The sequence below is a fragment of the Methanobacterium sp. genome (assembly GCA_039666455.1).
Classification (GTDB): domain Archaea; phylum Methanobacteriota; class Methanobacteria; order Methanobacteriales; family Methanobacteriaceae; genus Methanobacterium_D.
Genome location: JAVSLW010000001.1, coordinates 66,798 through 81,688 on the forward strand (window position 1 = coordinate 66,798; position 14,891 = coordinate 81,688).

Sequence of the window (14,891 nt, forward strand, 5' to 3'; positions counted from 1 at the left end):
TTTAAATCATTTTTTTTATATCATGACTTAATTTTTGAAGCTTTCCAGAAGATCTGGCTTCAATATATACTCTTATTAACGGCTCAAATCTGGAAGGCCGCACGAGCACAAATGAATCACTCTCCTGTACTTTTATTCCATCAATGGTCTCAATTTTACCTTTTTGACTCAAATTATCTTTTAAATTGTTTAACACTTCATTTTTCTTTTCATGCTCAACTTCTACAGAAAATACTGTTCTTGGATACTCAGGTATTTCTTTTATCATTGCTGAAAGCGTTGTGTTGTGTTTGCATACTGTTTCCAGCATTTTAACAGCGGTGAAGATGGCATCAAAACACTTTTGAAACTCTGGAAAAACATACATTCCAGAATCATCACCACCAAATACGGCTTTATTCTTAACTATTTCTTCTAAAATGTTATCTAAAGGAACTTTTATGAGTTTACCGCCATAATCATTTACTATTTCATCTAAAGACATTGATGCAGTACTTGAGGCAACCACTGCCCCTCCCGGGTTTTCAATTAATGATTCCCTTGCAAGTAATGCCATTATGGTTTGATCTCTTATTATATTTCCTTTTTCGTCAATGAATACTACTCTATCGCCGTCGTTATCCATTGCAATTCCCATATCTGCTCCTACAGCACTTACAATACCTGAAACCATGGAAATACTTTCAGGGGTGGGTTCTGCAAATTTTTTGGCGCTTAAACCTGTAGGCTGACAGCCGAAAAGAATTGCCTCTGATCCCAGTCTGCTTAAAATTTCAGGTAAAAATGGCACAACAGTACCATTTGCACAGTCTAAAACCACTTTTGGAGACATACTGCTTATTAAATCTTTTTCAATACGATCTAAAACAGCATTCAAATATTTAGGAACGTAATCATGGACATAATAAAGTCTGCCTATTTTACCAGGGGCTGCTTTTTCTGCATGCCTTTGTGTCATTGGTATTTCATGATCACTGAATACTTTTATATCAATTTCTTCGGGATGAGTGTGAGATGCTGTTATTGTGACCATAACATCTGCATTATAAATATCAGCACCATAGTGCACTACAGGTATGGGGGCTATCCCAAAATCCATTACATCGATCCCTGATGCAAGTATACCTGCAGTAAGTGACCGTTTTATCATCTGCGATGAGTCATTTATATCTCTTCCAGCTATTACCTTCTTTTCATGCCCTATGTAATTACCTATGATGTTACCAAGATTTGAAGCAAATTCATTTGTTATCTCCCAATTCACCACTCCACGAATTTCTTGAATATAAATGGACATTTTACCCCCTGAGAGATTTAAATTAGTTTTTCATTAAAATAAAAAAAATATAATACATTTTGGAAAAATAAGTAGTATATAATCTTTAAGACTATTTTGCCTCCATTTTATAGTCAGTATCAATTATTGAACCTGGTAAAATTTTCATGTTATTTGATATTGAGCGTGACGATCGGACAATACTATTTTCACCTATTTCCACCAGGCTTCCGGCAACAACACCACTTTCTAAAATAGTGTTTTTGTCAATAAGGCATTTAGTATCTATTATACATTCTGATAGGAATGAATTATCTTCTATAATACTATCAGAGAGGATTACTGAACCATCAACTTTTACATCTTTTCCTATTGAAACGTTATCTCCTATAACACTTCCTCTTGATATTTTACATCCTTTTTCAATGTTACAGTTGTCTCCAATTACTACAGGACCTTCTATTCTTGCCTTTTTGTCAATGGCAACATTTTCTCCAACCCAGATATTTCCTATTTTTCCTACTCCCTCTTCTATTTTAGATTTGTAGAAACTCTGCTCCATTTTCTGGTCCAGTATGTCATAAGTTGCCTGCATAAATGATTCTGGTCTTCCAACATCATTCCAGTAGCCGTTAAAAACATATCCATATATTCCTGCATCCTTTTTTATAATTTCAGGAAATATATCCTTAGAAAAGTCCACCTCTTCATTTCCTTCCTCTTTTTCGAAGAAATCGAATATTTCAGGTTGGAAGATGTAAATTCCTGTATTGGCCACATTGCTAAAAGCTTCTTCAGGGGATGGTTTTTCTAAATACTCTGTTATTTTATTTTCTTTATCCATCACTGCAATACCAAAGTGGGATGGATCTTCAACTTCAGTTAATACCATTGTTGCTAAAGCACCTTTTTCTTTATGAAACTTTAAAACATCTTTAAAATCAACATCTGTAAGAACGTCTCCACTTACAACCATAAATGTATCGTCAATGTACTTTTCTGCTTTTTTTACACTCCCCCCAGTTCCAAGAGGCCATTTTTCAACTGAATATTTTATATCCACGCCAAACCTGGAACCGTCTTTAAAATAGTTCTTTATATGGGTGGACATGTAGTTTAAAGTCATTATTATATCTTTAAATCCAAATTTACTTAATCTATCTACTGTATATTTAATTATGGGCTTATTTACTAATGGAATCATGGGCTTAGGCCTAACAAGGGTTAAAGGTCTTAATCGCGTCCCTTTTCCGCCGGCCATCATTATTGTTTTTATATTATCACCTTTTGTTATTTTATGAAGTGTTATTATTATATAATCAAATGTACTTAAATATTTATCGTATGAATAAATAAAATGTAAATATCCTTTCTTGAAGTTAAAAAGAGGATATAATTTCTTTTTTTAATCTGTTATTCTAATGGTTATAAAACATGCTAATAAACTAAATTTAACATTACAAAGCTTATATAATTATTTTTTAGATAAATTAAGATAAATAAACATATATAAACCGTTTAAAAATGGAAATATAATTAATTTAGTATTTTAAGGCATATTATATTTGTTTTTAGTAATGAAAAAATATGGTTACGATTAATACTTCAGTTATAAACCAACCAGACAAATACATAAATAAAAACTGTTTTTTAAAAAAAGAAGCCCAGGATCGTATGATCGTAATTTGAAATCCTGTTATTCAAAATCTGTTAAATGCAAATTATCCATCATTGCTTTTTGTGCTGCTGCAATTGTTCTGCTGTACAGATACTCTCCTTCAAGGGTTGATAAAAACTTTTCTGTAGCATATTTATCGTATTTAAAATTTACACCTTCATAGATAGTATCCATTAAAATAAGACCTTCCGGAGCCATGGGGGCAATAGCAGCGTGAAATGAAGGATCTAAAAATTTTTGAATATCATCGACATCTATCTGCTTTGATCCTACCATAAATAATGCTGAAGCGATTTTTCTAACCATATTCCAGAGAAAACTTTCTCCAAATACATCAATTATTAAAAGGTCTTCATTTAAGGATATTTCAATGTTTTCAACAGTTCTTACAGGATTTCTTTCGCTTCGTTTGGAAAAATTAGAAAAATCATGTGTGCCCTGAATCAACGACGATACATATTTAATTTCCTCTAAGTCAAGATCTGCCCCATTAGCAATTATATACCTGTAATGCCTGCTTTTTGCATATCTTGGTTTAAATCCAAAGGGAACTCCTGCCAAAGCCAAAATACGTATACTTCGTGGTAGTAAATCATTAATAAGGTTAATTTTTACATCTCTGGATGTTCTAAAAGAGATAACATTTCCAAGGGCGTGTACCCCCTGATCCGTCCTTCCTGAAATAGCGTATCCACAATCTTTTAAGTTATTTATTAAACCAGATTGCTTTAATGCGGAAATTAGTTCGCCCTCTACAGTTTTATGATGGGGCTGTCTTTGAAAACCGTGGAAATCTGTTCCTATGTAAGCTACTTTTAAAGCCACTTTTTGCATGCTTTCACCAGTACAGCGTATAAATCAACTGAAATATTTAAATTTTTGCCGGTGCCTTAACGAATGAATGATTTAAAAAATATTAGATAGTTAAGGATATTTACGAATTCCAACTCTTGGAGGAAATGAAAAACAAATGTTTGGATACTTCCTTCCTTTCTCATCCTTTAATTTTTCAATTATTTCATCTTCTAAGTCTTTAGATTTAGTTGTTTCTACAGAAAACAGGTTTCCCTTAAAAGTGAGCATAATGTCTTCTTCCCCAAGTTTTATTTTAAATTTAACCAATTTATTACTCTCTATTTTATCTAAAATTTCGTTTAGAATGTTTTCAGATAATTTAAGGAATTTTTTTTCTTCTGCAACATAAGTGTTGTCATCTATAGTTATTTTTTCTATTAAAAATGGTGCACAACCTTCAGTTCTAACACCCTTTCTGTTTGTCCAGAACAAACTCATTAGAAGTTTTCTTCTAGAATCCATATTTCCAGTTATCTCTAAAGATTTCATGCTTTTTCCTCCTAATGGCTTCTAGTATAGATTCAGTTATTCCTTTTAAGTGGATGAATTATTTATTATTTTTGTAAACATAATAATAAAAATTTGTTGCATTTTCTCAATGTTTTCATTGTCATGAAGTAAAATAGAAATTGTATTTTTAATAGAGAAAATGAAATTTCATTATTTTCTTTAATTGTCATTTATACCATTACACCACTTTCAATGTAAAAAATCAGGTGTTCCAATAAAAAAAACTAAATACTTAATGGTACAATATATAAACTCATAAAAAAATTGAGAGGTATGACTGAAATGGGATTATTTAGAAACCAAAATACTCGTAAAAACAAAAAAAATGGCAATTTATATGATAATCTTATAGACGAAATAAACAATTGTAAAATTGAAGGGCTTGAATCTTTACTCCAGAAAATAGAAGCAGAAATTGAAAAGCATGGTGGAAAGGACAGAAACCTCTTATCTGCTAAAACCATGGTTACAAGTAAAATTGCGTTGAAAAATAGCAAGTAATAGCTTTTTTGATTCAGGGATTAACTTTGAAACTCTTAATAAATTAATTTACAGTCTGAATTTAAAGTTCAACTGTGAAATTTAATTTGGATAAAGCAATAGATATATGCGACATATCTAAAAAAAATATTTAAATGCATAATTTTTTTTAAGGTCATTAAATAGGTATTTATTGAATAACGTTAATAAATATTTAGGAACATGTTAATCAGAACATTTATCATTCTGCTTGTAGAAGACAACCCTGCTGATATACGTTTAGTAGAAGAGGCTTTTAAAGAATCAGAGATAAATACCAAACTTAATATAGTTAAAGACGGTATAGAGGCCATGGAATTTTTAAAACATGGCGAAAATTATAAAGAGGCGCCTGTTCCAGATTTAATTTTACTGGACTTAAATCTACCTCGAAAAGATGGAAGGGAAGTTCTAAAAGAAATTAAGGATGATGATGATTTAAAACATATCCCTGTGGTTATTTTAACTACATCCAGCTCCCAGGAAGATATTTACAAAACTTATGCCCAGCATGCCAACTCTTATATAGTTAAACCAGCTAATGTGGGCCGTTTTATTGAAACTATGAAAAATCTTGAAGATTACTGGTTTAACATGCTGAAATTACCGTAATTCTTTTTTAAACCTTTAAAAATCTATGATCCACATGTTATCATGGGTGCAAGTATAAAATATAAACCTGTGAGATCTAAAAATACCATTGAACAGTGATCAATATGAAAAACATTAAAAATCCTATTTCAAAGAAATCAACGTTAATTATCCCGGCAGTTGACATTAAAAACGGCAAATGCGTCCAGTTAGTTCAAGGAAAACCTGGCACTGAACAGGTTGTTATAGAAAACCCGCATAACGTTGCAAAAGACTGGGAAAATAGGGGTGCCAGAATATTACACTTAATTGACCTGGATGGAGCATTTGGAGATAAGAAAAAAAATGTAGAAGTAATAAAGAAAATATTAAACGTTGTAAACATCCCGATACAGATAGGTGGAGGAATAAGAACTAAAGATGACGCAGTGAGATTGCTTAAGATGGGTGTTCATAAAGTAATTTTAGGTACAATGGCCATAGAAAACCCTGAAAATGTAAAAGAACTTTCCAGAGAGTTTGGAAGTGAGCGGATCATTGTAGCTCTTGACAGTAAAGATTCCAGGGTGGTTGTAAAGGGGTGGAGTGAGAAAACCTCCAGAAGTGCCCCTGAGTATGGGAAAATATTTGAAGAACAGGGAGCAGGAAGTATATTATTTACAAATGTTGATTATGAAGGCCTTTTAAAAGGATTTGATGTTAATCCGCTTCTTGAATTATTAGATGCGGTGAATATATCGGTTATATATTCTGGGGGGATCAGTTCAATTGAAGATATTAAAAAAGTCAGTAAAACAGATGCTGCAGGAGTTGTTATTGGCTCAGCGTTATATAAAAGTAAGATCAATTTCGAAGAGGCCCTTAAATATCAAAAACTTTAAGAAATTTCATCCAGATATAATTAATTATCATCTATAAAAAAAGAGGAAACATATCAAGAGCCCCTAAGGAGACAGACTTTTTTAAAGTGCTGGATCTACTAAAAGGTGGCTCCCTGCATTATTATCTCATTTTCAGTATTATAAACTGTTTTCCGTATTTTAAGTATCTGATCAGGATTTGTGGAGATACAGCCTATATTCATTCTAACCAGTTTTTTTACAATTTCTGGATCTCCACCTGCATGTCCACAGATGCAGCTTTCAATCCCGTTTTCATGGCATTTTCTAATAACAAGTTCAACCATTTTTAAAACTGCAGGATGCAGTAAGTTAAAATGTTTGGCTACCTTAACACCTCTTCTATCAACTGCAAGAGCACACATGGTCAGATCACTCATTCCAAGAGTCATAAAATCCATTCCTTCATTTATAAACTCATCAAAAGTAAAAACCACGGAAGGGGTTTCAACAGAAACACCAACATCAATATCTTTATGTGGTCTTAATCCGCACTCCCTTAAGACTTTCTTAAATAAAATATATTCAGAAATATCTCTTGAAAATGGAATTTTAAGACCTAAATTATCATATCCTTCTTCTATAAGGTACTTAACGGCCTCAAATTCTGCTTTTAATATATGAATGTTTTTTAAATCTTTATGTATACCTCTAAGTCCCAAAAGAGGATTTGACTCATGAGGTTCTATATCTCCTCCTTTTAAATACATTAACTCATCAGTAGGTATATCAAAAGTTCTAAACCAGACTGGTTTGGGATAAAATGCATCTGCAATCTTTTTTACTCCATTGTATATGGTATCAACCAGTAAGTTTTCTTTTAAAAGTAAATCAGGATGTTTTAAGGTTCTTGCAATCATATTTTCAATTCTTATTGATCCAACACCATCAGAAAACGGTTCTGCACTTTCTGCAATTTCAGGAACATTTAAATTTACTTTAATCTTTGTTGCAGGATTATAAATTTCAAAAAGCTCTTTTTCACTTTCAAATTCCATGAATCCAAGATATATATTACCAGTTTTTCCATCAACAGTTACGATCATTCCATCTTCTAAAATATCTGTTCCATTTATAGTTCCAACAATACAGGGGACTTTCAATTCCCGCAGCACAATGGCCACGTGGCTTGTTATTCCCCCATAATCTGTTACAACACCTCCTGCTTTTTGAAGATATAAAAGCATGTCTCTTGAGGCTCTGGAAACTACTACAATTTCTCCTTCTTTAATTTTAAATAGATCTTCGTCATTTTCTATTTTTCTAACTTTTCCAACACCTATGTAAGAACTGGTTCCAAATCCTTTCAATAATTTCATAATGTTAAATTTATTTAATTTAAGAAATATATTTACTTTTATAAAAACATGGTTTAAGCAATTCTATTTTCTAACTTCATAAAAAACAAGGTGAATGAATGAAAACAGTGATGGCTACAGGAACGTTTGATATTATACATCCAGGACATGGATTTTATCTTGAAGAGGCAAAAAAACTTGGCGGAGAGGATGCAAGACTTGTTGTTGTTATTGCAAGAGATTCCACTGTAAGGGCTAGAAAAAGAGTACCTGTTGTGAATGAAAAACAGCGCCTTGAAGTCGTTAAGATGTTAAAACCAGTTGATGAAGCTTATTTGGGGTATCAAAGAGACATGTTCAGGATTGTTGAAGAGATAAATCCAGATATAATTGCTATTGGTCCAGATCAAAAATTTGACATTATTAAGCTCAAAGAAGACCTTAAAAAGAGGAATATTAATGCAGACGTTATCAAGATTACTGAATACAAAATTTCCTCCCTTGACAGTACCTGTAAAATAATAAACAAGATCAAAAATATGGAATTTGACCAAAAAATCTCTGAAAAATGTGTGAAATAACAATTTCAACTGAAAATACATTTACCCAGTAACTTTCAGTAAAGAGTTCAGTAAAGAGTGAGTGCTGATTTTTAATTTTAACATGCTTAAAAAAAAAGAAATATGAGTCATTAGAAAGGTAGCGATACATAATTACCTTTCATAACGACTGTTTTTGTATTCCAGTTGTTTATTACGCCGAATCTGTTCCTGGAACTTGTAGTATCTACACTGTACCATCGACCGTTTACCCAAACTTCAGCCCACACATGTCCGTAGGTGTTACCACTTGTAAATGTACATCTTCCATGCATATATTTTGCAGGGATGCCTGCAGCTCTTGAAAGAGCAATTAAAAGATGGGCTTGATCTACACAGTTTCCTGTTCTATCATTTAAGGTTCTTAGTGCACCCCTTCTGGTGTTAGGGTAGAAAGAATAGCTGATGTTATCCCTTACCCAGTTGAAGATTGCAACTGATTTGTCGTAGGCTGATGTTTTGCCATTTGTTATTGAAGCTGCTAACGCTTTGATTTTTGGATCGTTTACCTGGCAGTTTAGAGTTGCTGCAAGGTATTTCTGTAACTCTGCGGGCACTGGTGGCGCTGGGGGTGAAGCAACCTCTCTCCATGGAACTACTGAAACATAATTGGGCAGCCTACTATTGGCATCCTGGAAGCTTAGTACCTTTGAAAACATGTAAATCAATGATTCAAACCTCACTTCGCCAAGAGGAGTGGTTACATGATTTGGTAGGGCTCCGTTTGCATCTATGAAAGCTTTAACTCTCTTTGCAATATCTATGTATCCTGCCTGATCTATGGTTCCTTTGTTTATGTTTTCATTGGGTGTTGCTGGTGCATTCACTGTTTTAAGTGATATCAGTGCGTATGATCCTTCTTTAACTTCAATTGTACCCATAACCAGTAATCTCAAGAAGTCAGATACTGCAACCTGACTGTTACCTACTGTTACATAGTTTGGTAGTTTGTGGTTGGTTTCAATGTAATTTTTCACATTTGCTGCTGCCTTTTTAATTTGATCCACTGTAAATTTTGTCACTGATAAATCAGCTGTAGTGGGCGGCGAAATTTTCATATTTGGATCCATTGTAACGTAATTTGGTAGTCTGTTTTTGGAATTGTGGAAATTGAGTATTTTTGAATATATGTAGACTAAATGTTCATATGGAATTTTTCCAAGCGTGGTAGTAGCATAGTTTGGTGCCTGACCATTTGTATCAATGAATGAATTGATTCTATTTGTCATGTCAATGTATGCTGTTTTAGTGATACTTCCACTTTTAAATGATCCTGTAGAATTCTGGGGTGCCATAACATTTTTAAGTGTTAATGGTGATGTAATTCCATTGTTTAACTGTAAAACACTTTTAGTCATCAAATTTAAGAAATCTGACATTTTTACTCTGGTTGTGGCAACAGTTACATAGTTTGGTAGCCTTTTGTTGGTTTCAATGAAAGTCTTTAACCTGCTTGCTGCGTCCTTAACTTCATTTAAGGTAAATGCTGGTGGTTTTAAAAAGTCCTGACTGATCAGTCCATATCTGAATAATACATATCCAGATGCACCGTTTTCAATAGCAGATTGAACATCTTTATGTAATTCGTCTGCAGTTAATAGCGTTGTATCATAATCTGAGACATATGTCTGTAGACCCGCTAAAACTGGTATTTTATTGCCGTTTGCATTTACTGCGTGGTCAACAATGTATTTTGTTGCTGTACCGATCCATGAAGTGTCTTTCCCATAATTTCCTTTGTAGATCATTGGAGCCAGGAAATCAACGTATTTTGCAAGTTGTCCATAGTCCTGCCCGTATTGATTTGCATTAGATGCTCCTTCAGGCATTACCGCTGCTGAAAGCGCTACCTTTGGTTTTTTAGCCTGTATCAACTGTTTTACATCTCTAACAAATGAGGTGATTACTTCAGTTCCATTGTGTTTGTAAGCTGCATTATCTCCAACTCCAGAATATCTTACATAATCAAGGTGTATACCATTGATGTTGTAGTTTAATATATCTGAAATTGCATTTAAGAGATGAGAACGCTGGGTTGAGTTAGCTGGATTAATCCATTTACCATTAGCATCCTTAAAACATGTTATCCATGCATGAATTCTTATGCCTGAATTCTGGAATTTGTTTAAAATATCTTTTAAAACACCGTGGTAAGTAGGAGCTGAGATTAGATTGGTTTTTACGAAAATGTCTGTAATGTTGGCATTTTTAAGTTCAGCTACAGTGATATTCCCTGCATCTTCAGCTTTTAGCCAGATACCTCGAATATTGGTGTAATTTTCCCCACCTGCAGCCTGTGGTTCTTGATTTACTGTATCTTCAGTATTCTGACTTGATTCTGTATTTACTGAATCTTGACTGAATTCATTTTGTACATTTTCTGTGCTAATTTTTGAATTATCAACAGTCTGATGGACTGGAATAGCATCTGAAATTTTGCGAGTCTCTGTATTTTGATTTGTTTGCGTTACTTCTGATTCATTTTGTGATGTTTTTTCTGTTATAGAACTGTTTCCAGTAGTTTGTGGTATTTTATCAGTGGCTTGCTCTGTTTTTTGCGTTTCTGTAGAGCTATTTTTTACAGATTCTGATTTGTATTCATTTGTTGTTGTATTTTTTTCAATACTTACGGAATTTGTGATATTTTCCGCTGTTTGCTGATTATCTACTGCAGCGAATGAACTACCTACAGTAGACATTGCTATCAAGCAAATAATCAGCATTACAAGCAACGAGTGTCGCTTGATTATACCGCCTCCTATTATATCTAAATTGTAAATATAAACCTTATTCAAGGTTTTTTATTTACAAAGGTGCATAGTGAATTATGGCATATAAATCTTTTGGTCCAAAATCAAAAATAAAAGACTGCTTTAGCTTTTTTTAGGATTTAAAACTTTTTAAATGGTTTTTAAAAAGTAGGATCAGTGACCATGATCATCCCTAACCCTTCCTTATATTTGAAATAATCCAAAACAGGATAATAACTAATATTGCTATTTATAAACATTTATTGTGTTATATAATATTTTAAAAGGATATCTTAAACTATTTAAGCTTTAATTTTAAAATAAGTGAAATTAATAGCTATTCAAAGTATTTAAGACCAAAAATTGGATTTTGGTTTTATGTCTTTTTGGCTATATTGACTTATTTTAATTTTATAATTCTTAAATAGCTTCTAAAATTAATTAAGCAATGAATTAGATGTTTTAATTCAAAATAAACTAATAAATTTTCTAAAATGCCATTTATCTTATAATTTTATAAAAATATTTATTAAAAAGGACCAGAAAATGATAATATATTAAAATAATTAAAAATAATATATATAATAATAAAGTATTAAATTCTATTAGAAGTTGAATGATCTAAAACTTTAAAAAGTGGAAAAAAAGTTGGTCCTAAAAAAAGAAATTGGGTTAGAATGATAGTACGCTATAAATTCCTTTCCATGCTAATACAACTCCTTTCATACCACTAAATGTGTTTCTGTTTTTAAAGAGCTTAAAATAAAAAAATTAGAAGGGTAATTCCGAATAAATTCCCTTCATGATCACTGTATTCCTGTTCCAGTGGTTAATAGAGCCAAATGTGTTTCTGGAACTTGTAGCATCTGCATCATACCAGTTTCCATTTATATAGAACTGTGCCCATACGTGTCCGTATACCTTACCGCTTGTAAATGTACATGTTCCGTGCATGTATTTTGCTGGAATTCCCGCTGCTCTGGCAAGTGCTATCAACAAATGCGAGTGGTCAACACAATTACCCTCCCTGTTCCGGTATGCGTTTACAGCCCCGTATTTGGTATTGTAGTAGAATGAATAGCTCAGGTTATCTCTTACCCAGTTAAAGATCTTTACACCTTTATTATAGGTTGAACCTGCACCATTTGTTAGCGATGAGGAAAGTGCTTTAATGCGATAATCATCTATTTGACAATTTGCCGTTTTTTGAAGGTATTTTTGCAAATCAGCAGGCACTGGTATGGAATCAGTTTTCCATGGCTCTAAAGTAACGTGTCCAGGTAATCTGTTATTTGTGTTATAGAAGTTCAACACTTTTGCCATCATGTAAATGGTTGATTCATACTGAATTTTTCCAAGAGAACTTGTCACGTAATTTGGGGAAATTCCGTCCGAATCTATAAATGATTTAATTCTTTGGGCTATATCCAGGAGCTCTGCTTTATTAATTTGTCCGTTTATATTGTCTCCACCAGGATGTGAAGGTGGATTTACATCTTTAAATGATACATGTGTTTTAATTCCAGTATCCAGTTGCAGGACACTCACTGACATTATCCTTAACATTTCAGGCATTGAAACCTGGTTTGAATCTATCTGTACGTAATTTGGAAGTCTGTTACTGGAATCTATGAAAGATTTAATCCTTGCTGCAGCTTCCAGAACACTGTTTACACTGAATTTTACTGAATTGTCGCTGGAATTTTTAAAGAAATCATTATCGGTTAATCCATATCTGAATAATACATATCCAGATGCACCATTTTCAATCGCTGATTTAACGTCTTTTTTAAGTTCACCTGCGGGTAAAATTGTTGTATCGTTGTCTGATTTATATGTCTGAATTCCTGCTAAAACAGGTTTTCCACCAAAGTTTTGAGCTATCCATTTTGTAGTTGAACCAATCCATTCTGTATCCTGCTTGTAATTTCCTTTGTAAATCATTGGAACAATGAAATCAAGGTAAGGTGCAAGTTTAGCGTAATCTTGCCCGTAATAATATCCATTCTGGCTACGTTCAGGCATTACAGCCGCTGAAACGGCTACTTTTGGTTTAATCTGTTTTACAGTGTTTACAACATTTTCAACGAAAGATGTTATTACTGCTGTTCCATTATATTTGTAGGCTGTCCCTGGATATCTCACATAATCTAGATGGATCCCATCTACATCATAATTTCGTGTGATATCTGAAATTGATGTTATCAATGAATTGATTCTGGAAGTATCATAGCCAGTTCTTATCTCATCCCTATAGGCATACTGGTAGTTCCATTTGTGTACCCACCGGTATCTCCATTTAAATTTCCATTTACCTCTGGATTTATACCAGGATTTATACCATTCTTTGGACTTTGTCCTGTATTTTTTCGAAACATAGGGAACTTTTACTGTGTAACTGTACCTGCCCTGCGGATCTATCCAGTTTCCATTGGCATCCTTAAAGCATGTTATCCATGCATGAACTCTTATATTAGTGTTTTTCAACCTGTTTAAAAGAGCTGTTAGCACATTTTGATACGTAGGAACTGTTATTAAGTTTGATTTAATGAATATATCTGTTATTCCTGCTCCCTTTATTTCATCCATATTCAAAATGCCCACGTCTTCAGCTTTTAGCCAGATACCGCGAACATTTATATATTTATCATCTCCTGCAGCATCAGTAGAATTTTGAACGTTGGTTATGTTACTGTTGTTAAAGTTAACTTCACTATCCTGGCTTGAATTCGATGTATTTTGTGTTATTTGCGGGTTTGCTACTGAAGTATCACTTGCAGGTTCTGCTGCTTTTTCCTCTGCAGCTCCTGCCGAACTTGGAATGGTCACATTATTTTGCACGTCTGTTGTATTTTTTTGAACCATACTGAGATTTGATGTATAATTTTCTGGAATCTGTGAATTTTCTGTGGCGGCATATATATCGGTTACATTAAACAATGCTGCACCAAAAATGAGCAGCAATGCAAGCAACAACAACTGCTTCATTATACTGCCTCCCCTTTTTTCCAGATGTCAAATTAACACCATTGTGGAGTTATTGACAGATAAATTATGTTTTTCCTGGACATATAAATCTTTTGATTTAATTTTTCAAAAAACAGAGGTATAATCTTTTATTTTAAATTTAAATTCCTCAAAAAGAGAATTAAAGCCAGAGATTGCTGAATATCGATAATTATTTTAAGATTTAAACTGTAATAATTTATTGAATTTGTTTAAAAACAGCTAATTAGGGAGTTTCAAAAAAAATATTTTATTCAATGCATTAAATCATTATCCTTTGCTAAAAGAGGGATAGAAAGATTTCTATGAAAAGTATGAAAAAATAATTCTTAAACTACAATTTTATTTTCCAATTTCCTCAGCCCAATTTCTACAAATCAAATTCGCCTGCTCTAAAACAGTGTCCACAGCTTTTTTCTGTTTATCTGGCGGATAACCATAAGCCCTTAAAATCCTTTTAACTGCAACTCTAAGCTTTGCCTGAACATTCTCTCTTAAAGTCCAGTCAATGGTTATATTGTTACGTATAGTTTTAGCAAGCTCTATTGCAATTTCTCGAAGTGTTTCATCACCTAAAACCTTTACAGCACTGTCATTAACTTCTAAAGCATCGTAAAAAGCAACTTCGTACTCGGTTAAGTTTAATTCTTCTCCCCTATCTCTTGCTTTTCTCATTTTCCCTGCAAGTTCCATTAATTCTTCGATGACTTTTATAACATCAATACTTTTGTTATGATATTTTATAATAGAATTTTCAAGCATTTCAGAAAATAATCTGGCTTCAATTATATTTTTTCTTTTTCTACTTCTTATTTCATCATTTAAAAGCTTTTTCAGTAATTCTACAGCCAGATTTTTATGTTCCATGCCTTTTACTTCAAGCAGGAATTCATCTGAAAGTATGGAAATA

The 14,891-nt window shown here is 32.9% G+C and carries 12 protein-coding genes; 4 read left to right on the forward strand and 8 right to left on the reverse strand.

The annotated features are described in order from the left end of the window. Position 1: 1 nt before the first annotated feature. The 4 genes from PQ963_00345 to PQ963_00360 all read right to left on the reverse strand — a co-directional run bounded on the left by PQ963_00345 (position 2) and on the right by PQ963_00360 (position 4,298). Positions 2 to 1,297, reverse strand: a complete 1,296-nt coding sequence (locus PQ963_00345) for a phosphomannomutase (protein MEN4028121.1) — start codon at positions 1,295 to 1,297, stop codon at positions 2 to 4. Positions 1,298 to 1,388: 91 nt separating this feature from the next. Then, positions 1,389 to 2,540: an NDP-sugar synthase gene (locus PQ963_00350; protein ID MEN4028122.1), complete on the reverse strand. Its 1,152-nt coding sequence runs from the start codon at positions 2,538 to 2,540 to the stop codon at positions 1,389 to 1,391. Positions 2,541 to 2,972: 432 nt separating this feature from the next. After that, on the reverse strand, positions 2,973 to 3,788 hold the full coding sequence (gene truA, locus PQ963_00355) for a tRNA pseudouridine(38-40) synthase TruA (GenBank protein MEN4028123.1): 816 nt from the start codon (positions 3,786 to 3,788) through the stop codon (positions 2,973 to 2,975). A 90-nt stretch (positions 3,789 to 3,878) separates the two neighbouring features. Beyond that, positions 3,879 to 4,298: a hypothetical protein gene (locus PQ963_00360; GenBank protein ID MEN4028124.1), complete on the reverse strand. Its 420-nt coding sequence runs from the start codon at positions 4,296 to 4,298 to the stop codon at positions 3,879 to 3,881. 294 nt (positions 4,299 to 4,592) lie between these two features. Between PQ963_00360 and PQ963_00365 the strand changes: the two genes are divergently transcribed. The 3 genes from PQ963_00365 to hisA all read left to right on the forward strand — a co-directional run bounded on the left by PQ963_00365 (position 4,593) and on the right by hisA (position 6,310). Continuing rightward, positions 4,593 to 4,820, forward strand: a complete 228-nt coding sequence (locus PQ963_00365) for a hypothetical protein (GenBank protein MEN4028125.1) — start codon at positions 4,593 to 4,595, stop codon at positions 4,818 to 4,820. Between the two features lie 201 nt (positions 4,821 to 5,021). Beyond that, entirely contained in the window at positions 5,022 to 5,450 is a 429-nt protein-coding gene (locus PQ963_00370) for a response regulator (GenBank protein ID MEN4028126.1), read from the forward strand. A gap of 104 nt (positions 5,451 to 5,554) precedes the next feature. Next, entirely contained in the window at positions 5,555 to 6,310 is a 756-nt protein-coding gene (hisA, locus tag PQ963_00375; GenBank protein MEN4028127.1) for a 1-(5-phosphoribosyl)-5-[(5-phosphoribosylamino)methylideneamino]imidazole-4-carboxamide isomerase, read from the forward strand. A 98-nt stretch (positions 6,311 to 6,408) separates the two neighbouring features. Here the strand turns inward: hisA and PQ963_00380 are convergent, their stop codons facing one another. After that, a complete protein-coding gene (locus tag PQ963_00380; GenBank protein ID MEN4028128.1) occupies positions 6,409 to 7,647 on the reverse strand; it encodes a putative PEP-binding protein in 1,239 nt (412 codons plus the stop codon). A gap of 98 nt (positions 7,648 to 7,745) precedes the next feature. On the opposite strand from PQ963_00380, the gene PQ963_00385 reads away from it, so the two are divergent. Then, complete coding sequence (locus PQ963_00385; protein ID MEN4028129.1) at positions 7,746 to 8,207, forward strand: adenylyltransferase/cytidyltransferase family protein; 462 nt, start codon at positions 7,746 to 7,748, stop codon at positions 8,205 to 8,207. 110 nt (positions 8,208 to 8,317) lie between these two features. On the opposite strand, the gene PQ963_00390 is transcribed toward PQ963_00385, so the two are convergent. The 3 genes from PQ963_00390 to PQ963_00400 form a co-directional block, all read right to left on the reverse strand. Next, on the reverse strand, positions 8,318 to 10,924 hold the full coding sequence (locus tag PQ963_00390; GenBank protein ID MEN4028130.1) for a pseudomurein-binding repeat-containing protein: 2,607 nt from the start codon (positions 10,922 to 10,924) through the stop codon (positions 8,318 to 8,320). 822 nt (positions 10,925 to 11,746) lie between these two features. Then, positions 11,747 to 13,963, reverse strand: a complete 2,217-nt coding sequence (locus tag PQ963_00395; protein MEN4028131.1) for a pseudomurein-binding repeat-containing protein — start codon at positions 13,961 to 13,963, stop codon at positions 11,747 to 11,749. 360 nt (positions 13,964 to 14,323) lie between these two features. Then, on the reverse strand, positions 14,324 to 14,891 hold a 568-nt coding region (locus PQ963_00400), incomplete at its 5' end, for a DUF3387 domain-containing protein (protein MEN4028132.1).

What these genes read in the sequence shown, in the direction of transcription:
- PQ963_00390 (MEN4028130.1), bottom strand. Translation starts at nt 10,924, where the DNA reads ATGTCTACTGTAGGTAGTTCATTCGCTGCAGTAGATAATCAGCAAACA.
- PQ963_00395 (MEN4028131.1), bottom strand. Translation starts at nt 13,963, where the DNA reads ATGAAGCAGTTGTTGTTGCTTGCATTGCTGCTCATTTTTGGTGCAGCA.
- PQ963_00345 (MEN4028121.1), bottom strand. Translation starts at nt 1,297, where the DNA reads ATGTCCATTTATATTCAAGAAATTCGTGGAGTGGTGAATTGGGAGATA.
- truA (MEN4028123.1), bottom strand. Translation starts at nt 3,788, where the DNA reads ATGCAAAAAGTGGCTTTAAAAGTAGCTTACATAGGAACAGATTTCCAC.
- PQ963_00350 (MEN4028122.1), bottom strand. Translation starts at nt 2,540, where the DNA reads ATGATGGCCGGCGGAAAAGGGACGCGATTAAGACCTTTAACCCTTGTT.
- hisA (MEN4028127.1), top strand. Translation starts at nt 5,555, where the DNA reads ATGAAAAACATTAAAAATCCTATTTCAAAGAAATCAACGTTAATTATC.
- PQ963_00365 (MEN4028125.1), top strand. Translation starts at nt 4,593, where the DNA reads ATGACTGAAATGGGATTATTTAGAAACCAAAATACTCGTAAAAACAAA.
- PQ963_00380 (MEN4028128.1), bottom strand. Translation starts at nt 7,647, where the DNA reads ATGAAATTATTGAAAGGATTTGGAACCAGTTCTTACATAGGTGTTGGA.
- PQ963_00385 (MEN4028129.1), top strand. Translation starts at nt 7,746, where the DNA reads ATGAAAACAGTGATGGCTACAGGAACGTTTGATATTATACATCCAGGA.
- PQ963_00360 (MEN4028124.1), bottom strand. Translation starts at nt 4,298, where the DNA reads ATGAAATCTTTAGAGATAACTGGAAATATGGATTCTAGAAGAAAACTT.
- PQ963_00370 (MEN4028126.1), top strand. Translation starts at nt 5,022, where the DNA reads ATGTTAATCAGAACATTTATCATTCTGCTTGTAGAAGACAACCCTGCT.